The organism is Bacillus sp. F9_6S_D1_P_5 (genome assembly GCF_054823925.1).
Genome location: NZ_JBTREW010000008.1, coordinates 200,284 through 219,972 on the forward strand (window position 1 = coordinate 200,284; position 19,689 = coordinate 219,972).

At 32.9% G+C, this 19,689-nt stretch carries 23 protein-coding genes and 1 pseudogene; 8 read left to right on the plus strand and 16 right to left on the minus strand.

Annotated features, from left to right (window positions below; all coding sequences use genetic code 11):
• Window positions 1–7 precede the first annotated feature (7 nt).
• The 4 genes from ACUXEY_RS12465 to ACUXEY_RS12480 form a co-directional block, all read right to left on the minus strand.
• Complete coding sequence (locus tag ACUXEY_RS12465) at window positions 8–394, minus strand: ribosomal maturation YjgA family protein (protein WP_429603495.1); 387 nt, start codon at window positions 392–394, stop codon at window positions 8–10.
• A gap of 65 nt (window positions 395–459) precedes the next feature.
• Window positions 460–1,167 (minus strand): class I SAM-dependent methyltransferase, encoded by a 708-nt coding sequence (locus ACUXEY_RS12470; protein ID WP_429603496.1) that lies wholly within the window; start codon window positions 1,165–1,167, stop codon window positions 460–462.
• A 21-nt stretch (window positions 1,168–1,188) separates the two neighbouring features.
• Window positions 1,189–1,542 (minus strand): MmcQ/YjbR family DNA-binding protein, encoded by a 354-nt coding sequence (locus tag ACUXEY_RS12475; protein ID WP_461300823.1) that lies wholly within the window; start codon window positions 1,540–1,542, stop codon window positions 1,189–1,191.
• A 15-nt stretch (window positions 1,543–1,557) separates the two neighbouring features.
• Window positions 1,558–1,947, minus strand: a complete 390-nt coding sequence (locus ACUXEY_RS12480; RefSeq protein ID WP_461300824.1) for a GNAT family N-acetyltransferase — start codon at window positions 1,945–1,947, stop codon at window positions 1,558–1,560.
• A gap of 320 nt (window positions 1,948–2,267) precedes the next feature.
• On the opposite strand from ACUXEY_RS12480, the gene ACUXEY_RS12485 reads away from it, so the two are divergent.
• Together ACUXEY_RS12485 and ACUXEY_RS12490 are read left to right on the plus strand one after the other, a co-directional pair.
• The gene (locus ACUXEY_RS12485) at window positions 2,268–3,653 is read left to right on the plus strand and encodes an S-layer homology domain-containing protein (RefSeq protein ID WP_461300825.1); all 1,386 of its coding nucleotides are present in this window, start codon (window positions 2,268–2,270) and stop codon (window positions 3,651–3,653) included.
• A gap of 2 nt (window positions 3,654–3,655) precedes the next feature.
• Window positions 3,656–3,868: a DUF3006 domain-containing protein gene (locus ACUXEY_RS12490; protein WP_166703773.1), complete on the plus strand. Its 213-nt coding sequence runs from the start codon at window positions 3,656–3,658 to the stop codon at window positions 3,866–3,868.
• Between the two features lie 61 nt (window positions 3,869–3,929).
• On the opposite strand, the gene ACUXEY_RS12495 is transcribed toward ACUXEY_RS12490, so the two are convergent.
• The 7 genes and pseudogenes from ACUXEY_RS12495 to ACUXEY_RS12525 all read right to left on the minus strand — a co-directional run bounded on the left by ACUXEY_RS12495 (window position 3,930) and on the right by ACUXEY_RS12525 (window position 8,570).
• On the minus strand, window positions 3,930–4,736 hold the full coding sequence (locus tag ACUXEY_RS12495) for a GH25 family lysozyme (RefSeq protein WP_461300826.1): 807 nt from the start codon (window positions 4,734–4,736) through the stop codon (window positions 3,930–3,932).
• Window positions 4,737–5,019: 283 nt separating this feature from the next.
• Window positions 5,020–5,436 (minus strand): GNAT family N-acetyltransferase, encoded by a 417-nt coding sequence (locus ACUXEY_RS12500; protein ID WP_166703771.1) that lies wholly within the window; start codon window positions 5,434–5,436, stop codon window positions 5,020–5,022.
• Window positions 5,437–5,463: 27 nt separating this feature from the next.
• Entirely contained in the window at window positions 5,464–5,832 is a 369-nt protein-coding gene (locus ACUXEY_RS12505; RefSeq protein WP_461300827.1) for a hypothetical protein, read from the minus strand.
• An 11-nt stretch (window positions 5,833–5,843) separates the two neighbouring features.
• A pseudogene (locus ACUXEY_RS12510) lies at window positions 5,844–6,530 on the minus strand (serine hydrolase).
• Between the two features lie 162 nt (window positions 6,531–6,692).
• Complete coding sequence (locus ACUXEY_RS12515) at window positions 6,693–7,205, minus strand: GNAT family N-acetyltransferase (protein ID WP_461300828.1); 513 nt, start codon at window positions 7,203–7,205, stop codon at window positions 6,693–6,695.
• Window positions 7,206–7,234: 29 nt separating this feature from the next.
• Window positions 7,235–8,236, minus strand: a complete 1,002-nt coding sequence (locus ACUXEY_RS12520) for an HAAS signaling domain-containing protein (protein WP_461300829.1) — start codon at window positions 8,234–8,236, stop codon at window positions 7,235–7,237.
• Window positions 8,223–8,570: a PadR family transcriptional regulator gene (locus tag ACUXEY_RS12525; protein WP_061679735.1), complete on the minus strand. Its 348-nt coding sequence runs from the start codon at window positions 8,568–8,570 to the stop codon at window positions 8,223–8,225. The genes ACUXEY_RS12520 and ACUXEY_RS12525 overlap by 14 nt, the downstream gene beginning before the upstream one ends.
• 382 nt (window positions 8,571–8,952) lie before the next feature.
• Between ACUXEY_RS12525 and ACUXEY_RS12530 the strand changes: the two genes are divergently transcribed.
• Complete coding sequence (locus ACUXEY_RS12530; protein ID WP_166703916.1) at window positions 8,953–9,525, plus strand: DJ-1/PfpI family protein; 573 nt, start codon at window positions 8,953–8,955, stop codon at window positions 9,523–9,525.
• Window positions 9,526–9,626: 101 nt separating this feature from the next.
• On the opposite strand, the gene ACUXEY_RS12535 is transcribed toward ACUXEY_RS12530, so the two are convergent.
• On the minus strand, window positions 9,627–9,926 hold the full coding sequence (locus ACUXEY_RS12535) for a DUF952 domain-containing protein (RefSeq protein WP_144611617.1): 300 nt from the start codon (window positions 9,924–9,926) through the stop codon (window positions 9,627–9,629).
• An 83-nt stretch (window positions 9,927–10,009) separates the two neighbouring features.
• Window positions 10,010–12,085 carry a HelD family protein gene (locus tag ACUXEY_RS12540; protein WP_461300830.1) on the minus strand — a complete coding sequence of 692 codons (2,076 nt, stop codon included), beginning with the start codon at window positions 12,083–12,085 and terminating at the stop codon, window positions 10,010–10,012.
• Window positions 12,086–12,439: 354 nt separating this feature from the next.
• Here ACUXEY_RS12540 and ACUXEY_RS12545 point away from each other — a divergent pair, with 354 nt between their 5' ends.
• Window positions 12,440–13,306, plus strand: coding sequence for a CPBP family glutamic-type intramembrane protease (locus ACUXEY_RS12545; RefSeq protein WP_429603506.1), 867 nt, complete (start codon window positions 12,440–12,442; stop codon window positions 13,304–13,306).
• Between the two features lie 20 nt (window positions 13,307–13,326).
• Here the strand turns inward: ACUXEY_RS12545 and ACUXEY_RS12550 are convergent, their stop codons facing one another.
• The 3 genes from ACUXEY_RS12550 to recQ all read right to left on the minus strand — a co-directional run bounded on the left by ACUXEY_RS12550 (window position 13,327) and on the right by recQ (window position 16,781).
• A complete protein-coding gene (locus ACUXEY_RS12550) occupies window positions 13,327–14,070 on the minus strand; it encodes a class I SAM-dependent methyltransferase (RefSeq protein ID WP_461300831.1) in 744 nt (247 codons plus the stop codon).
• Window positions 14,071–14,254: 184 nt separating this feature from the next.
• Window positions 14,255–14,638 (minus strand): gamma-glutamylcyclotransferase family protein, encoded by a 384-nt coding sequence (locus ACUXEY_RS12555; RefSeq protein ID WP_166703762.1) that lies wholly within the window; start codon window positions 14,636–14,638, stop codon window positions 14,255–14,257.
• Between the two features lie 25 nt (window positions 14,639–14,663).
• Window positions 14,664–16,781, minus strand: a complete 2,118-nt coding sequence (gene recQ, locus ACUXEY_RS12560; protein WP_461300832.1) for a DNA helicase RecQ — start codon at window positions 16,779–16,781, stop codon at window positions 14,664–14,666.
• A gap of 230 nt (window positions 16,782–17,011) precedes the next feature.
• On the opposite strand from recQ, the gene ACUXEY_RS12565 reads away from it, so the two are divergent.
• The 4 genes from ACUXEY_RS12565 to ACUXEY_RS12580 all read left to right on the plus strand — a co-directional run bounded on the left by ACUXEY_RS12565 (window position 17,012) and on the right by ACUXEY_RS12580 (window position 19,558).
• Complete coding sequence (locus ACUXEY_RS12565) at window positions 17,012–17,173, plus strand: hypothetical protein (protein ID WP_166703760.1); 162 nt, start codon at window positions 17,012–17,014, stop codon at window positions 17,171–17,173.
• A 684-nt stretch (window positions 17,174–17,857) separates the two neighbouring features.
• A complete protein-coding gene (locus ACUXEY_RS12570; protein ID WP_461300833.1) occupies window positions 17,858–18,481 on the plus strand; it encodes an acetylglutamate kinase in 624 nt (207 codons plus the stop codon).
• A gap of 129 nt (window positions 18,482–18,610) precedes the next feature.
• On the plus strand, window positions 18,611–18,967 hold the full coding sequence (locus tag ACUXEY_RS12575; protein WP_461300834.1) for a cytoplasmic protein: 357 nt from the start codon (window positions 18,611–18,613) through the stop codon (window positions 18,965–18,967).
• 138 nt (window positions 18,968–19,105) lie between these two features.
• On the plus strand, window positions 19,106–19,558 hold the full coding sequence (locus tag ACUXEY_RS12580; RefSeq protein WP_166703758.1) for a hypothetical protein: 453 nt from the start codon (window positions 19,106–19,108) through the stop codon (window positions 19,556–19,558).
• The last annotated feature ends 131 nt before the right edge of the window (window positions 19,559–19,689 follow it).

Consider the following 19,689-nt stretch of genomic DNA (forward strand, 5'->3'; position numbering starts at 1 on the left):
AAATCTTTTATTTTTTTCGTAACATAAACTCACAAAACATTCCAATCCCAACACCAATTGTATAAGCCACTATATCACTCCACAAAAATCCGTAACCTAATACGAGTCCACCTAAATTCGTTGCACGAATGCTATCTATCCATTCAGCATGATACAATTGGCTCACTTCAATCCCGTAGCAAAATAACAAACTAATAAAAGCGACTCTCTTCGTTTCTATTTTAGGAAATAAAAATCCGAACCCTGTAAAAATCATGAGTGCCCATAAAGCATCGCCTAAGTACTCATTTAGTAAATGAGGTAAAGCAAATGCAAATTTTCTAGAACAAAGACCTAAAATAATTATAACTATAGTAAATAGGGCATATAATAATCTATTTCGTTTCGTTTTCATTACAAAATCTCCTAATATGTAATTTGAAATTGTAAATAGGTAGTAAAATATAATTCTTTTACTACCTATTTTTTAATGGCTTTTATAATAAGAAAATGTGGACTTGTATTTAGGTAATGATATGATTTTTCGTTTACTTCTCTCATCTTTTCAACTGGCCTCGGTTCCACCATTTTTTCTATTACAAAATAATTTGTTGTTTCATTAATTATGTCTTGGAGTGACCTTCTAAAAAAGCTAACTTCTATTGTAATATTTGGTTTAACCCAAGTATCTACCAATAAATGTTTTTCGAAATAATTTTTACTAGTAAACTTTGTAAAATCCATAAAAGGATGATGTATGGAGTAAATAAATTCACCACCTGGCTTCAATACTCGATGAAACTCCTGAAATACTTTATTCCAATCTTCTAAGTAATGCAGCGTTAATGAACTTACAATAACATCAAAAGCATTATCTTCAAATGGTAATACTTCTTGCAAATCATGACAAAGAAACGTTGCTTTATTGCCCGTACTTTCCTTTGCATATTTCACCATTTCAGAACTTACGTCAATTGCAGTAACGTTTGCTCCTCTTTCTACAAATTGAGAAGTATACCACCCAGCTGCACATCCAGCATCTAATATACTCTTCCCCTCTAAATTCTTTGGAATCACCTCCATCATCGCTGGCCTTTCGTAATAGCTGTTATATGGATTGGCCACATCTAGGTTTTCTTTATATGTACTCGCTAATTTATCATATGTAACTTTGACCCTGTCTTTCAAATCATCCACCCCTTATACATACTAATCTAATAACTCTTGCTGCTTTTTCTTTGAAAATGAATGTAGAACTAAGTCATATGACCAATCAATCATCTTATTAATTTGCTCCTGCTCTACACCTTTATGTATATACACTGTATTCCAATGTTTTTTATTCATATGATATCCCGGAATGATTGTCTCTGAATACTCTTCTCTTAATCTTAGTGTGAGTTCTGGATCACATTTTAATGTAATCGCAGCTTTTTCTCCTTCTTCATGGTTTATTATCGCAAATATTTTATTATTAAGCCTCATACATGTTGCATTCCAACCATCAGGAGAATCTTCAGTCGCTTTTCTTTTTGATAAACAATATGTTCTAGTTGCATCCATTTTAATTGGCACCTCTTATTCTTTCACGATTTGATTACGATGCATTACAATTTGCTTTGTTGCTTGAAATTGCTGTTCGCCGTAAAACTTTATTAATTTCTCTCCGCAAAATAGACTAACAATATGAACGTGAGATATTTCTTGAAGTAATATTGTAAGCATTTTCTCTCCAATGCCTTTATTTCTTACACTTTCATGTACAACAACATCTTCTATGTACGCTCGAAAAACACCGTCAGAAACGACTCTAGCAAATCCGATTAATTCATTCTCTTCCCATACACCAATCGCTATACTATTATTTAACATTTTTTGAATATCGATTTCTTTCCTTTCTGGCCACCAACCGACAGAGTCATAAAGCTTTTTTATTTTTTCTACGCATATTGGTTGTTCATGTTGCAATTTTTATGTGTACATTTTCTTTCCCCCATCAAATTGCTCATTATATTTATTTTGTCCTATTTTTCTTCCCTCAATATAAAACTATAGAATTCAACCTGTTATTAAATCCTTCATAGGATTAATTTATAATATCAATATTACATTCGCAATCGTTACTCCTCCCTTTCACATTCCTTATATTAAATATACAGAATAAAACAAAACTAGTGAATAAAATACCAAAAACATTTCTCATATACTATTTAACTATTAAAACTTGAATTTCTTTCAAGAACTGGTAAAGTTAATTAGGTAAAAAATACACAAAGTGAGGCGATTTTTTGAAAAAGTTTAGTTTATTACTAACAGCATTTGTCATAATTTTATCGTTATGCATCCCTAATTTTACAAGTGCTAAAGCTTTTCCTGATGTTCAATCTAATCATTGGGCAATTAATGAAATTAATTATTTATCGGATAAAGGTATTATTAATGGTACGCCAGAAGGATATTTTAAGCCAAGTGATAATGTAACGCGTGGGCAAATGGCCTTAATGCTAGATTTATCATTAAAATTAGAAAAGCCATCTAATTTTAATCATATTTTTTCTGATGTAACTAAAGGTATCTATTATTACGATTCTGTACATAAGTTAGCACACAACAACATTGTACAACGTGAAACAAATTACTTCCCGGATCGCTCATTATCACGTGCAGAAATGGCAGTGGTTCTTGTTAAAACTTTTGATTTGAAACCGACAGGTGCCGACGTGAATTTCCCTGATGTTCCATCTAATCACTGGGGTTACAATTATGTCAAAATTTTAGCTCAAAATAATATCACTGCTGGATTTCCTGACGGTACATTTGGTCCAGATGTAAAAGTAACTCGTGAGCAATTCGCTGCATTCTTAGCTCGTGTTTTAGAATCAAATTTCCGTCCAGCTCTTCCTAAGCCTAAAGGAAACTTAGAGGTTCATTATATTGATGTCGGACAAGGTGATGCTACTTTTATTAAACCCCCAAGTGGAGAAACCATCCTTATTGACGCTGGTAACAACGGAAAAGGTAAAGTAGTAGCAAATTATCTAAAAGGATTAGGATACCAATCTATTGATTATATGATCGCTACTCACCCTGATGCTGATCATGTAGGTGGATTAGATGAAGTACTTTATGCTATGAATGTAAAAAACGTATATGCACCTAAAGTAAGTCATACAACTCAAACGTTTAAGGACTTCCTAACTGCAGTAGCTAACAAAGGATTAACAATTAAAGAAGCAAAATCTGGAGTAACTTTACCAATCAACGGTTTAAACTCACAATTTTTAGCTCCCGTGAAAGAATACGGTAACGATCTAAATGAGTGGAGTGCTGTATTAAAAGTAACACATGGAAGCAAATCTTTCTTATTTACTGGTGATGCTGAATCTAAAAGTGAGAAAGATATGGTTGCAACACATGGTTTTAGCTTAAAATCTGATGTATTAAAACCTGGTCACCATGGAAGTAAGACATCTTCTTCTCAGTCATTTTTAGATGCAGTGAAACCAAGTATCGCTGTGATCAGTGCTGGTGCAGGTAACCGCTATGGTCATCCTACACAGGAAACTTTATCAAAGTTAAATGCAATGTCTGTTAATGTATATAGAACTGATTTAAATGGAACTGTAATTATTAATAGTGATGGTTCAAACATTTCTGTAAGAACGGAGAGATAATTATGAAAAGAGGTATTATTGACCGTTTTGAAGGCGAACTAGCAGTTATTGAAATAAATGACGTAACAATTGATGTTCCTAAATCCAAACTCCCCTCTACTGCAAAAGAAGGTGATGTTCTTATAATCGAGGATGATACGTATACAATTGATAAGAACGAAACAGATAAAAGAAGACGTGAAATCCAAGATTTAATGAATAAGCTATTTGAATAGAAAAAAGAGCCCTCCTGTTGGATGGCTCTTTTTTTTGCACACATAAGCTAGTTATTGTTTATTATTTAACTTCATACCACCAGCCTTTCCGATCAAGCCAACCTTTCATACCGTTTAATTGTGCATCGCTAGTTGGATCGGAAATAAAATACGTTAAGCCATCTGATTGTAAAATGAAAGTAGCAGTCATTTTTAAAGAAGTTAACGCTCCCATAACATCTGGAGTTTCATAAGGTGAAAAGGCTCCAGTTTGAATGATATTTTGTTTAGAAACTTGTGCTTGTATATTTTCTTGTTTTGGTACCGATTCAGTAAACCAAGAAAGTGGCTTATTTCCTATCAATTGGTTTAAATCACATTTACCAATCCCCGGTACATTACCTGTCTCAGTGTATTGCCAAATATCACAAGGATATGCTGGTCTATTACCGCCATATCTAGGAATCCATACAAAATCACTTTTTACGTTTGCCATACCGAAAGGTCCATACATATGATGTCCTACATATAATCCAACTTTTTTAGCACCTAGTCGGCGTAATTCATCGATAAATGCTTGTGTACCAGCTTTCATATCATCCATTGTTTTCACTTCTACATCAGCAACCCAAACTGTAGCTCTCTTATCACCACGATTCCAGAAATCTTGTGCTTCCTTCTTCGCATCAGCAATTGAAATAAAGCGGCAAAATGCATAGTTACCGAAAGGAATATTTCTAGTTTTCATTGCTTGGGCGTAATCTTTATATAAAGGGTCTACATAATTTGAACCATCCTGTACTCTAGCGATTACGAAATCTAGTTGTGGAGCTGCTACATCCCAATTAATGTTACCGTTCCATTTCGAAATATCTACAATATAACCCATTGCATAACACCTCCTTTATCATTATTATATTCAGAGCTCGTCTTCTTGCTCTTCCCCTTCTAAAAATTCAACAGTTATTGTGAGCTCATATAGTAAATACGACAATTGTCTTCTACAAAGACAGTAACCCATTTCCATAAAAAAAGAAAATTATTGTTATACGAATCGTAATTTTCTTTCCCACCATTGCATCAAATTGCTTAGTTACTATAAACTAAAAAAGCATCACCTTGTTGGTGATGCTTTTAAAATCCACTTTTCTTGTAGAGCAGGAAGACGATTCCTATAATCTTTTCTCTAAAAAGTGTTGACTATGTCCTTTAGGATGATCTTCAACAACACCGTATTCTCGATAGCCATGCTTTTTATAAAATTCTGGCGCTTGAAAACTAAATGAATCTAATAATATTAATCTACAACCTTTTTCCTTCGCAATATCTTCGATTTTATGTAACAGCTGACTACCATAACCATCATGACGAGCCGATTCATCAACCCATAAAAAATCAATATGAAGATGATAAAAATACATCGTTCCTGTTACCCCGCCAAAGATTTTCCCATTCTCATCTTTCACTACAAAACTTACTTGTTCCATCGGCTGTTTTACTTCATCTGTTAAAATAGACATGTTATATTGAATTACTTTATTTTTTATGTATTCTCCTTCAGCGCGAGTACCATTCTCTATTTGTTTCATATATTTTCTTCCTTTCAACTAAGTAAGCTACCTTTTTTTCTTTTTTAGTATGCTAATAAATACGAATCCACCATAAGTAACAACGCATGAAAAACCAATTATACCTGGTACAGAAACATAACCTATTCTTATGTAACTTATAACTGCAAAACAAGCGATAGACAATATAATAGATGGCCAAAATATAAGAATTGTTTTTCTTCGGCTCTGTTTCGATGTATTTTCTTTCTCTTTAGAAATACGTGTACCAAAAAGTAATACTATACAAATCAGAATCGCTGCAAAGTAAACTGTATCTAATGACAAATTATGATCGTAAATCGCGATTCCAACTTCCAAAGCAATAATTGTTAAGATTAATATGATTATTGTTGAAGTTTTTAAGTGTCGTTTCAATCACTCACCCCTTACATGCTTTTACTATATTCTTCATATATATATATTTCAATGCTACTGCAAAAACTTCATCTATTTCTTTATTTTCACTTCGATTCGGTAAATCTTCCCCCCCAATAACATAAAGAAGCGGAAATTCATTAAATACTCCTAGTATACCAATATTTATTATAGCTTTTGGCAATCCACCTGTCATATGGGCTAAATGATTGTGCGGTATGCCCTCATATTCTCCTTGCTGCCTTACCATTCCATTTATTATTGGTTCCCATAATTTTGGCTCAGTTTTATACCCTCGAAAAATTTGCACTAAAAGGGAATGTATTTCATTTAACTCTCCAACATTTTGTTCATCTCTAGACAATCGACTTTGCAATAAAACTGTCATGACACGCTATCATCACTTCAACTGCTTTACTAAGTGATAATGTATCTCTCCCTTGCACATGCGGATATAATTGTGCACTATCTTCTTTCGGATCAAATTTAATTTGGTGAAGTATATGATCCCAACTAATTTGTTTCTCTTTTACCATGTTTGCTACTGTAAATCCAATTGCCACTTTTGCTGCTGATGCTAAAGAGACATGCAGTTCATTATTATAGGAGGCAATTATATTTTCATATTTTGTCGAATACACAATTACTCCAACTTGACCAGATTGTATTTCTTTTATTTTTTCAATGACAGTCTGCATATTCGTACCTCTTTTTATATTGTTTTATCACATTCTTAAATTTCGATATCGAATATAAAAAACCTTTTTTGTTACATGATATTTATGCATACAATAAAAAAGATAGCATGAAATTTTCCCATGCTATCTTTCTAAATTAAATATTAAGCAAAGTTCAATTATCTATTCTTCCGTAGGCTTTTTAGGACCATTAAGCTCCAATTGATAAAAAGCTAAATCTAACCACCTATTAAACTTATAACCAGCCTTTTTTATTGTCCCTGCATGAACAAATCCATAGTTTTCATGTAAGGCAATACTTTTCTCATTTTCTGCATCAATTCCAGCAATTAAGGTCATATATTCCCTTTCTTTTGCCATAGTAATCAATGCTTTCATTAAAGAAGTTCCTATCCCATTCTTTCTATATCTCTTATGAACGTACACAGAATGCTCAATTGAATATTTATAGGCAGGCCAAGCTCTAAACGGACCAAATGTCGCAAATCCTACTATTTTATTATCTAGTTCATATACTAAAATTGGATAACCTTCAGCCTTTTTTTGTTCATACCAGTCTATTCTATTTTCAAGGGTTACAGGTTTATACGTATATACGGCCGTTGTATACAATATAGCATCATTATAAATATCTAAAATGTATGTTACATCTTGTTTCCTTGCTTCCCTTATCATCACTTTCTTCCTTTCCTCTAATTTCACTCCTACATACGAATACGAGCTTTTCGGAAACCATCAAATATATTTAACGCAGCAGATAAAATGTAAATGATAATACCGCCACCAATTAACCAATTTTTAAATTCCTCTGGAGAAGTAGTAAACACATTTGCCACATACGTAATAAATCCTTCATTAAATAAGTGCGGATTAACTACAATTACAATGAATACTATTGTTCCAACTATTTGAAGAATAGCATTCCCGATTGCCAACTTTTTCGTCCATTGTCCTTGTACTAACTTATAAAGAGATATACCTATTTCAAACACAATCACAATTACAACGATTGGCCAATACTGAAGTAACACATCTTGATTAAAAGTTGGCGCGACAAACTTCAATCCGCTTTCCGTAGCATTATATACACCTACAAGATGGTTCGCATAAAAGTAAAGTGTTGCCCATATTGCCGTCCACATTAACCCGCCAAATACTTCGAACTTTGAAATCGATTTTTTCTTTGGAACATACGAAGTATTTTTCAAATCATCAGGCGTCCATTTTTTTAAACTTGTCGTCAAAGGTTGAGTACCTTTGTCTTTATCAGTTCTTTCTAAAATTGCAAACACAAGTGTCAACCAGAAAAATACATGGAGGCCTACTTCGATAATTTCCCCAATTCCTTTACCTATCACATTTAAAATTACATTTAATACCGCTTGCTCACCATCATATCCTACAAAATTTTCTGCGACCATTGCAATGAGTGCGATAACAGCTGCAATCGGTATGATCATTTTTAATAATGTCGTATATACATCAAAATAACGTGGTCCAATTAAATGCATTGGCCTATCCAAGTACCCATTTGCCAACGAAACTGGACTCCCCAATTTTTCAAGAACTCTTATTTCATCATCTTCATTATAATCATCAGGTAACATATCCTCGATTGTTGACCGTAGTTCAAGAATAATATCCTCACGATTTTTTTCAGGTAATCTCTTCGCTACTTCCTCGACGTAAATATCAATCAAATTCATTCTTGTCCTCCTCCTTTAATAAGTTATAAAGTTCTTTCGAATCCTTTATCCATTCCTTTTTCAACTGCAAAAATATCTCTAATCCGTATTCACTTAAAACATAATACTTACGCGGTCTACTCTCCGTTTTATCCCAACTACTCGTCACTAGCTCCTGCTTTTCTAATCGTCGAAGTAGTGGATATAACGTACTTTGATCGATTGTAATCCCTGATTGCTCCAATAATTGGACAAGTGAATACCCATACTGTGGTGTTCTTAACTGGCTTAAAACCGCTAATGTTAATGTCCCTCTTCTTAGTTCAGTAATTAACGAATTTAATAAAGCATCCATTCACTCACCTCGTTTTCATTACTATATGTCATACAGTATGTGTTTTATACTATGTATCGTACAGTATTGTTGTGATAAAAACAATAATTATTTACCAAAAAATAGATAACAAAAAAGCACAAACTATATAATTTGTGCTTTTTAGCTAACTACTTCAGGCATGTGTTGCTGTAATTCTTCAGAAATCGATGAAACCTTATCAAAAACGTTACCCTTCCTGTATATTTCTACAAAACAATAGCGTTTTTTCATTTTACTGAACATTTTTTTAACTTGATGCGATGGAACGATACCCATTTATTAAAAATTTTATTCTCGATACCGCCAGTTGAAATTGTTATAATTATAATGTTTTAAATATTATAATTACGGGGTGAGGAAAATAAAAATTGCAATAGTCTGTTTCGATAACTTTACTGATATAGATGTTTTTCTACCGTGGGATTTATTAAATCGTGTACGTTTAGTTGGTGGTATTTCTGATTGGAATGTCCAACTATTAGGAACGAAAAAAACTCATATATCCATTTCCGGCTTACGTATTCCCATGACAGGAAGTATATCTGATATCCCTAATGCTGACGCTGTAATATTTGCAAGTGGTAAGGGTGTACAAGATTTATATAAAAATCAAGAGTATATAAATAGCATTCATGTAGATCCTCAAAAACAATTAATAGGATCTATGTGTTCTGGGTCACTACTACTAGGAGCTAAAAAATTGTTAACTGGAAAAAAAGCAACTACATATCCATCCGTAGTAGAACAGCTTAAAGAATTTGATGTAGATGTTATTGAACAAAGTTTCGTAAACGAAGGAAATATCTCGACTGCTGCTGGTTGTTTTGCTGCTAAAGATCTCTCAGCTTGGATCATAAGAACACTAATTAATGAGGAAATGGTTGATACTGTGCTAGAAACTGTTCAGCCAGTAGGCAAAGGTTTATATTTTTAATTTCAAATCAGGTAAAAAGATTAATTGCTCCCCAAAACGAAAAAATGAGCTTTTTTGTTACAAGTAACATAAAATTTCGTTCTGGGGTATTTTATAAAATTTTATCTCGATGGCAATGAGGTAACATCTACAATTGCCTCAATATGAATTACGCCATATACATGCGGATATTCTTGACCATTAGAAGCCAGTTCATATTTTATTTCTGCTTTTATTAAGGATGGATCAATTGTCAGTAATAAAACATCTTCTTCATGACTAAAATGTTTTTCAGCAACTTTTACAGCTTGTTCTAAAAATGAACAATGAATAAATCCCTCTTCTTTTAGTGAAGCTTCATTAATTTCTCCATTTATCTTTGCGATTTCCCAATTTCTTTTTGTTATTACCTTTGTAATCATAGTTATTTTCTCTCCATGTCTTTATATAGAAAAACAAGAGGTTCTTCCTTTTGTTTTTTAGAAACGCCTCTTGTTTTTACTATTTATTTTAATCCTTTAATTAAAGGCGATGCTTCTCCGCTATGGAAAATCCATAAATCATGAAGCGACCTTGTACATCCGACGTACAATAACTTCGCATCGTGTTTCGTATTTTTGTAATGTTCTTCATCAACGTCAATTAGTAGAACCGCATCAAATTCTAACCCTTTCGCCAAGTATACAGGTACTACTGAAATACCACCTTCATATTTACTTTGATCTGCTTCTATGACGTTTACAGCCAGTCCTGCATTTGTTAATTTCTCATATATATCGCGGCATTCATCGTCTGTTCTTCCTATTACCGCAATTGTTTTCACATCTTCATTTTGTAGATGCTTTAACGTCTTCATAATCTCATTAAATTGATCTTCTGTATGGATTACTTTAACATCTTCACCACTACGAAAAACTGGTGTTGCGAGCCCAACTGGAATTTCTGCATTTTTAATAATCTCGTTCGCAAATTCAATAATTTCTTTTGTAGAGCGATAACTTCTCGTCAGTTCATAATAACCTGTTTCTTGGAATACTTCCTTAAAAGCACCCCAATCTTCAATTCCTTGATAATCATAAATTGCTTGAGATAAATCACCTAATATAGTGAAAGAATTACCTAGTGTAATTTCTTTTAATACATAAACTTGGAATGGCGAGAAATCTTGCGCTTCATCAATAACGACGTGATGGAATTTCTGTCCGATTTCAATACCTGTTATGCGGTGATGTATGTAAATTAAAGCTGGTAAATCTTCTACATACACTTCTTTTTTACGACAACTCTTTTCAGTTTCTTTCACAAGTTCTTCAGGTAATACTTCGAATATTTCTTTACTTTTCAATATTGAACTATAAATTGAAAGTGAGCTCATTTTCGGCCAAAACTTCATATAAGTGTTCAATCTCTTTGTCGCTTCTTTTTTTAGTAATTTCTTCTCGTTTGTTTCTCCATACTTTTTCAGTTCAATTTCAATCCAGCGCTTCATTCGGCCGACTAATCTTTCTCTTCTTTTCTTTAATGGATAATGTTTATATTCCACTTGCATCCATTTTTTTATGTCTTTCACTGGAATAATAGCTTTGTCCCATGCTTCAAAATCACTTGTTGGTACTAATTCTTTTTCAAATTGAACCATTCTCTCTTCAATAAAGGACTTAAATTCCAGTGTACCTTTCAATTTACCGAGCATAACCGTTTCTTCGTCACGATTAATAGAAAACGCTTCTTTCAATTTTTCTTCTGTCTGCTTTAGTTTCACCGAATCATCTAACGTTCGTAATGCCCAATCTGGAAATGTTGTTTGACTAATATTCCCTACACCTAATTCAGGAAGTACACTCGAAATATAATCTAAAAACAGACTATTTGGAGCGAATACAATCATTCTCTCAGCTTCTAGCTGCTCACGATATTCATAAATTAAAAAAGCAAGGCGATGTAAAGCGATTGTTGTTTTTCCGCTCCCTGCAACCCCTTGAATAAGTAGTGGTAAGTTTCTTTCCGCACGAATAATATCATTTTGCTCCGATTGTATCGTCGAAACAATATCCTTTAGTTTATTATCTTTATTCTCACCTAATCGATATAGAAGAAAATCATCGGCATGAGAGACATCTTCATTTCCTTTTACATATGTATCAACAACACGTTCTAGTTCTCTTTTTCGAATAGAGATGTTTCGCTTTAAATACACATCACCTTCTACTAATCCGTCTGGTGATTGATAAAACGCTAATTCATCTCCACCGGTAAATGAATAAAACATACTTGCGACAGGTGCCCGCCAATCAATTACAATTGGTTTCATTGTATCTTTATGTGAAACACCTACTTTACCGATGTAAATCGGCATCACATCTTCCTTGCCATCCTCCTGAAAATCTAATCTTCCAAAGTACGGTTCTTGTACACCAATACGTAAATTTTGCCTATTAGATTCTCTCATACTTTCTAGAATTTGTTCTTTAAAATCATCTCCATAATAAACCGGAATGTTTTCGAGCTGTTCTAATTGATCATCCATCGTACTTAATGTATCTTTCATCCTTTGTAACTCTTCTTCAAAAATGTTGTTCATTTGATGATTCCCTCCTGTCCGTTCTAATTTTTCAGTCGAAATATAATTGTATTAAAAATCCATTTATAAAGTCAATAGTTTCAATTTAAATTTTCCGAAAAAACTCACTTTTCATCTTTCTAATTTTGAAATCTTTTCGTTATTTTTACATTATAAGAATAAAAAACCTCTAAATTACAACACTTTACATATAATGAAATAATGCGTACAAATGCTATTAATTTCTATTGATAGCATTTGTACACTAACTTAATAAACTCTCATCTACCTTTCTATCGATTTCCTCCTTTCACTTGTAAAATAATGAGAAGTGTCAATAAGTAAATACCAAAAATAAAAAGGAGTTTATACGAAATGACTACAACCAATAGAAAGCATGTAAAGTTACATTTAATTATTTTTGTGTTAATTGTGCTAGCAAGTGGTTGGATCGGTGTATTTCTTGATTCTCTTCTAACAGATCAGCCTGAAGGAAATTCTTTAGGTATGGGCTTATGGCTTATACTTCCTTTCTTCGTCAGCATATTACTTAGAGTTCTTAGCCGAGATTGGCATGATTTTGGTATCAAACCAAATTTAAAAGGAAGCTTTAAATGGTATTTCGTAGCAATAATTATTTATCCATTCGTTACACTAATAACTATAAGCTTAGCTCTATTTTTCGGAGTCGTTAACATATCTAACTTTGAGATGTCCTCATTATGCTCACTCATACTCATGTCTACTATAGGTAATTTTATTAAAAATATTTTCGAAGAGTTCTCTTGGCGTGGTTATTTAACCCCAAAGCTTATTGAATTAAAGTTAAACGATTGGCTACTTTATTTAGTTTCTGGTTTAATTTGGGCTCTTTGGCATGCTGCTTATTATATAGTCTTTTTACCAAATGAGTATTTCGAATCCATTTCAAGGTTAAATATGCTTTTATCAGGCTGTATACTTATGGTTTGTTGGTCTATTATGTATGTCGAAATATATAGACTTACAAAATCAGTGTGGCCATGCGTAATCATGCATGCAATTGAAGATGCCGTTCCTACCGTTTTAGTTACAATAACAGGTATTATTACACTTACCAACAGCAGTGATTTTTGGTTAAACCCTATTAGCGGAGTTGTTGCTACTATTATATTTCTTGGAATTGGGATCGTACTAAGATCCATAAGAATAAAAAAAGAACGACAATTAAATACGAGAGATAGTCAATTATTCACACTATAAAAGTAAAAAAGAGTAAGGAATTAATCCTTACTCTTTTTTACTTTTATACGATATGATAAACATTCATTTAATGACGCTTGCTCTTTATATTTTCTCTCTTCAAAGTCATACGCCCCTCCTGGGAAAATCCCAACTATACTGAAACGAGCCTCTGCACATAAATTATTAATCTCATCTATAGTATAGCAACGTAAAGATTGTGTCACAATATCATTTGAAGAACCCGTTTCCCACCAATGGTCCAGCATTCTAGCATTTTCACTATCATATTCATATTTTCGCATTGCAGAATAAATCGGCATTTCTTGTCCATTTGCTTTTTCCCAATATAAAGGTTGATAAATATCAATAAGTGCACACCCATCATCTTTCAACCAACTATGTATGCGTTTTAATAAAAATAATTGTTCTGCATCCGTTCCTACACCAAATCCGTCCAAATAAGTAACGACATCAAACTTTTCTTCAAAATTAATTTTATAAAAGTCAGCACAGTGAATAACAATATCATTATTAGAATGTTCTTTCGCAAACATAACTAACTCTCGTACTAGCTCAACTGTAGTCATCTTTACATTCAAATTAGACATCGCTCTTGCAAATCCACCATTTCCTGCTCCTAGCTCTAACATCGACTGAAATGTATATCCAACTTGTTCTTGAACTTCTTTAGCAACTTCCTGTAACCAATTTTCATTATTTACATCATAGCTTAGTAGTTCAAATTGTTTTTTATAAAATTCTTTTACATTTACTTCGTTCATTAATATTCTCCTCCTGTATATTATTTTTCTGCTACAGGTGAGAAACTAAATTTCTGATACCCATGAAAAATCCTCCTTTTGATTTCCCTATATTTACATTTTATCTAAAAAATTTGAATTTTTAAAGTACTAAAACAAAAAAACAGATAATGGATGTTCCCACTATCTGTTTCTATGGCTGCCTTTATTGTCCTTGTTGATACTTCACCCAATCACCAGAAATGATAACTTTCTTTAGCATTTCTTTATCTTGAGCGACATACACAAATGCACGTATTTCCCTATCGCCTAAATAAATCGTTTCGGTAATTCGGTCATATAAATCACTCTCTGCATTACCTGTGTATTCTTCCAGTTCATCTAATTTTTGCAGTACATCATCATTCACTTCATAAACTTCTCCATATACTTTATCCTTATTTGAACAAATCATCGCCGGATACCCTTCGTCTGTATCAAATAATTTGCCATACATCCATGCCCCGTCTGCAATGCATATTGCACCTTGTATAAAATGAGCATTCGTTTGCTCTTTTCTTAACGTGCCATACACGAAAACGTGATACATATATCCCTATCCCCTTTATATGTCTCTACTTTCTAATTTGTAAATAAGCACGAATTATAAAGTAACTCACTTCATTTGGAAGTTGTTCCTTAATCGATTTCAAACCACCCTCTGCATTTTGCACAGCAGCTTCAATCAATGATTCATATTCTGAAGGAACAAAACTGTTCCAATCTACTTCCATTCCATCTTCAAAACAACGAATTAAATGATTTTCAATCGTTTGTCTTGATAAGCCACGTTCTTTCGCAATTTCATCTAGATCTATGCCTTGTTTATACATTTCATACGTTTCCAAATGAGAATTTGCTGAAGCTTTCCCTGACTTTTTCCGCTCTGTCACCACTTCTGTCTTAACTGTTTCAGCATAGTTTGGGTTTTCCTCAATAAAGTGCTGAACTGCTTGTAAAAAGTGCGAACCATACTTCACAAGTTTATGTTCGCCAATCCCTTTTACAGTTAAGAGTTCAGAGTCACTTTGCGGCATTTTCGCGCACATATCTTTCAACGTTTGGTCAGAGAAAATAACGAATGGAGGTACACCTTCTCCTTGCGCAATTTCTTTACGTACTTCGCGAAGTACTTCAAATAAAGGATGATCTTGAACAATTTGTCTCGTCTCTACTCGTTCTTTACGTAAAACATTCTCTTTACCAAGTAACACTTCTTTCCCTTTTTCTGTTACTTTTAATGTCGGATACGTACCATGTTCAACTGCGATTAACTCATCTGAAATTAAAAACTCAATAAATTCACTAACTTCTTTTACACTACGATTTGATAGTAAGCCGTATGTTGGTAAAGTATGAAAATTAAATTCAATAACTTTCTTATTTTTCGAACCAGTTAACACTTGTGCAATCATTTGTTTTCCAAATCGTTGGTTCGTCCTAATCATACAAGATAGAACCATTTGTGATTCTCTCGTCACATCGATACTTTCGCGGTCGTCCGTACAATTACCGCAGCGGCCACAATCTTCTTTCGGCTCTTCTCCAAAGTATTGCAAAATAAATGATTGTAAACATTGTTCTGTATGACAGTAGTCAGTCATATTTTGCAGTTTTTCAAGTTCATTTGAAAAACGAGATTCTCCTGTCGATTGGTCAATTAAAAACCGCTGTACTTGCACATCTTGAGAAGAATATAGCAATATACATGCACTATCTAAACCGTCACGTCCTGCACGTCCTGCTTCTTGGTAATAACTTTCCATGTTTTTTGGCAGTTGATAATGGATAACGTAACGAATATTCGATTTATCAATACCCATTCCGAATGCAGATGTCGCTACCATTACACTCACTTCGTCACGTAAAAAGAGTTCTTGCTGCTCATTTCTATCGTTATCACTCATACCAGCATGATATTTTGAAACAGAAACTCCCGCTTTCATTAAATCCTCATATAATTGATCAACTACTTTTCTAGTAGCTGCATATATAATCCCAGATTCTTTTTGATTTTGACGAATATAATCCGCTAAATATGCATGACGGTCTTGTCCTTTAATAACAGAAAATGATAAGTTCTCGCGCTCAAACGTTGTCATAATCGTATTTTCTTGATTAATTCCAAGCGTGTTGCAAATATCTTCACGAACTTGTGGTGTTGCCGTAGCAGTTAATGCTAATACGAGCGGCTTCTCTGGAAGATAATCTAATATGCGGTGTATATGTAAATAACTCGGACGGAAATCATGTCCCCACTGCGAAATACAGTGCGCCTCATCAATTGCAATCATCGGGATTTTCATATCGATAAGTTGGTCAACAAACTCCATTGAATCAAGACGCTCAGGCGCTACATAAAGTAACTTATAATGGCCTTGTTTCGCTAATTGAATTCGTTGATTCGCTTCTGCAATAGAAATAGAACTATTAATATAAGTAGCTGAAATACCGTTTTGTACTAATGTATCTACTTGGTCTTTCATAAGTGAAATCAAAGGTGAAATAACTAATGTCGTTCCTTCGAATACTAATGCGGGAATTTGATAACAAATTGACTTACCACCGCCCGTAGGCATAATACAAACTGTATCTTTTCCATCTAATACATTTTTAATTGTTTCATCTTGTCCTCTTCGGAATGACGAATAACCGAAGTAAGACGCTAAAAGTTCTTGTGCTTTTGTAAACAAAAAAGAGTCACCTGCTTTTCTTTATCTTTCATCTACTACTATTATATCATCACTTATGTGACTTGAAAGTAATCATTACATGACTATCAGCTTGCTTTTTCATTATTTTATGCTTCTTTTCATTTTAGAGGCTAATTAGCAACTAAAACGAATTTCAAAATAAATACACATTTTATTCAATCCCCTTGAATACTACTAATCTTATACATATGAATTCAGGAGGTTACTATATGAAGCAGCAGAATATTAGTTCCATCAAGCAGAAAACAGTACCGAATCCACTCCAATTCTCGAATCATGATGCGTGGAAATATGAATCATATTATAAATACCAGCCATTATTTTCTTATAGGAAACTTTTTCATTTTCTTTCTCAACTTTTTAAACGTTAATACGTGTGCCAAATATATCATTCATAATAATTTTCTCAATATAAACCTTATAGACTTACTACAATACAATTGATATCATATGAAATATTCTGTTGGATAAACTCCTTAAGTTAACCTGCTTATATAAGCAGGTCTTTTTTGATTATTATATATTTTAGTACACTTTTAAATATAATTGTAAATCTTTTCTACATTTTATAACCATACTCCATTCACCACAAATGGTGATAATTACAAAAGGTTAAATATAAATTCTTAACATTTAATTATTCAATTCTTTTTTTCTCAATACACAAAACGATTTTCACTTGTTACTATAAAAGTACTCCAGATGAGTTTTTGCTCATCAACATTATCTAGTTAATGGGATCTGCTGCGGGAAGCGGATCCCTTTGACTTTATTAAAGACCAACTTTCATTTGGACACATTTACCAGGTTTTTTTAATAGAATTTTATGATAACATTATTTAGTCGAGTCCGACATCTCGGCAATACCCTTTTGAGGCTCTGCAACTTCCCTTGCAGAGCCTTGTTTATTTTTAAATTCATTTTATTTATATATACCACAACAAAATTTTTCATCTTTTTCCATATCAATTTCTGAAATTAATTTAGGACACGTAACTAAAAATAAATTCCCATCATACTTTGAGTTATACATGTTCAAAGGAGTGTTACTGTTTATGTATACTTATTGGCAATCGTATTACTCCCCCTATCATAATCCCTATGTACACTTTGATACATCTGTACGTAATTACCGAATTAGTAAAAACGAGAACTTTTTAAAAGGTTATATGCGTTCTTTATGGGAACAACATGTCGCTTGGACGAGATTAGCTATTATAAGTATTGTCTTTAATTTACCAGACGTTAACGTTACAGTTGGGCGTCTTCTTCAAAATGCAACACATATGGGACTATCACTTGAACCATTCTATGGTGAGGATGCTGTAAAAAAATATAGTGCACTAATTAAAGACCACTTAGTTATTGCTGCGGATCTTGTTAAAGCCGCTAAAGCTGGTGATCAAAATGCAACTGCTGCTATAGAGAAAAAATGGTACGCTAACGGTGATGAAATTGTGGCATTTCTTACTAGCATCAACCCCTATATAGAAAAAGAAGAATTTAGAAAAATGTTTTATGAACATTTAGCATTAACAAAAGCAGAAGCACTTGCCTTCCTAAATAAAGATTTCGAAGCAAGCGTGAAACTATACGATAAAATTGAAAAAGAAGCATTAGAAATGGCTGATATGATAACAAACGCAATCGTAAAACAATTCCCGCAAGTGTTTCAATAATAATAAGCCGATTTGAAAAAACAAATCGGCTTATTAAACTTTGTATCAATGAAATTTCACCACTCCTCTTTACATTTAACGTATATCGATATATTTTATTAATATCCGTTTTTTATAGGAGGAAATCTTTTGATTAATGCCATTGGTCTCGTATTTATACTTACAAATAAACACGAGAAAAAGAAAAAAGTTTATCTAAATGAAAAATTCGCATTAATAGACATTATTGATTCTAAGGAAGTAATTGATGATGAAGGTAACTCATTAGTAGAACTAACATGTAAATACAGTATCTATTTAGATGAAAAATATTACTGTAAATCTCTCGACGATTATACTGGACAAGTATTTCCATTCTTAAGCGCTAAAATAGGAAAAGGTCTTCTCAGAAACTTAAATTATTATTTCTCTTACGTTGATACCTATGATAAAAAACCACCTGTTAAAGAAATTAGACCACTAATGAAACAAGTAACGAACAGATAGTGAAAAATACGCAAAAAAGAAAGCATCTAACTTCGGATGCTTTCTTTTTTGAATCCAGAATTCGTTAAGTTCTATCCATCTTCTAAAAGTATGTATCTAGGCATACTTTAAATTAAAAACAATGGAGGATTAAAATGAATGAAATACTCAGAAACGATTGTTAGTAAACGGCTTCGAACTCTTAAAATATTTAGTATGTTTATTATGCTAGTTTTAATTGGATGGCTTGGATATACAAAATTACTTTATGAGAACGGATTTCTTCAAGAAAAGAAACATTCTGTTGAAGTAATGAATACTAGTATTACAGGTGAAATTGAACAGAATTTCCATGTGAATTTACAAGGTTATCGTAAAACAGACATAGATACTATTATAGATACAAGTAAAACCGATCCGAGCGAACTATCATTAATCGAGTTAATTAATACATCTTGTTCGCGAGATTGCATTGGCGAGCCATTGACATATGTGAACGAAAACAATGGATATATCTTTTATAAGGAATCTACCGGAACTAATGTAGCTATAAAGATAAAAAAACAAGACACGTGGGAAATTGTAAAAAAATCTATTCAAGATGGAATATAACCTAATAAAAAAGAGTACGTAACGTACTCTTTTTTATTCAGGCTGTGGAGAAAGTCTTCTCCACAGCCTATTTTTGTGTCTGAACCTCTTTTTATGTGTCAACACTGATAAAAAAGAGGAAAAGGAGAGAT

What these genes read in the sequence shown, in the direction of transcription:
- ACUXEY_RS12570 (WP_461300833.1), top strand. Translation starts at nt 17,858, where the DNA reads ATGTATACTTATTGGCAATCGTATTACTCCCCCTATCATAATCCCTAT.
- ACUXEY_RS12580 (WP_166703758.1), top strand. Translation starts at nt 19,106, where the DNA reads ATGAAATACTCAGAAACGATTGTTAGTAAACGGCTTCGAACTCTTAAA.
- ACUXEY_RS12550 (WP_461300831.1), bottom strand. Translation starts at nt 14,070, where the DNA reads ATGAACGAAGTAAATGTAAAAGAATTTTATAAAAAACAATTTGAACTA.
- ACUXEY_RS12520 (WP_461300829.1), bottom strand. Translation starts at nt 8,236, where the DNA reads ATGAATTTGATTGATATTTACGTCGAGGAAGTAGCGAAGAGATTACCT.
- ACUXEY_RS12515 (WP_461300828.1), bottom strand. Translation starts at nt 7,205, where the DNA reads ATGATAAGGGAAGCAAGGAAACAAGATGTAACATACATTTTAGATATT.
- ACUXEY_RS12495 (WP_461300826.1), bottom strand. Translation starts at nt 4,736, where the DNA reads ATGGGTTATATTGTAGATATTTCGAAATGGAACGGTAACATTAATTGG.
- ACUXEY_RS12475 (WP_461300823.1), bottom strand. Translation starts at nt 1,542, where the DNA reads ATGGATGCAACTAGAACATATTGTTTATCAAAAAGAAAAGCGACTGAA.
- ACUXEY_RS12525 (WP_061679735.1), bottom strand. Translation starts at nt 8,570, where the DNA reads ATGGATGCTTTATTAAATTCGTTAATTACTGAACTAAGAAGAGGGACA.
- ACUXEY_RS12565 (WP_166703760.1), top strand. Translation starts at nt 17,012, where the DNA reads ATGAAGCAGCAGAATATTAGTTCCATCAAGCAGAAAACAGTACCGAAT.
- ACUXEY_RS12490 (WP_166703773.1), top strand. Translation starts at nt 3,656, where the DNA reads ATGAAAAGAGGTATTATTGACCGTTTTGAAGGCGAACTAGCAGTTATT.
- ACUXEY_RS12465 (WP_429603495.1), bottom strand. Translation starts at nt 394, where the DNA reads ATGAAAACGAAACGAAATAGATTATTATATGCCCTATTTACTATAGTT.
- ACUXEY_RS12535 (WP_144611617.1), bottom strand. Translation starts at nt 9,926, where the DNA reads ATGATTACAAAGGTAATAACAAAAAGAAATTGGGAAATCGCAAAGATA.
- ACUXEY_RS12540 (WP_461300830.1), bottom strand. Translation starts at nt 12,085, where the DNA reads ATGAACAACATTTTTGAAGAAGAGTTACAAAGGATGAAAGATACATTA.
- ACUXEY_RS12555 (WP_166703762.1), bottom strand. Translation starts at nt 14,638, where the DNA reads ATGTATCACGTTTTCGTGTATGGCACGTTAAGAAAAGAGCAAACGAAT.
- ACUXEY_RS12500 (WP_166703771.1), bottom strand. Translation starts at nt 5,436, where the DNA reads ATGAAACAAATAGAGAATGGTACTCGCGCTGAAGGAGAATACATAAAA.
- ACUXEY_RS12545 (WP_429603506.1), top strand. Translation starts at nt 12,440, where the DNA reads ATGACTACAACCAATAGAAAGCATGTAAAGTTACATTTAATTATTTTT.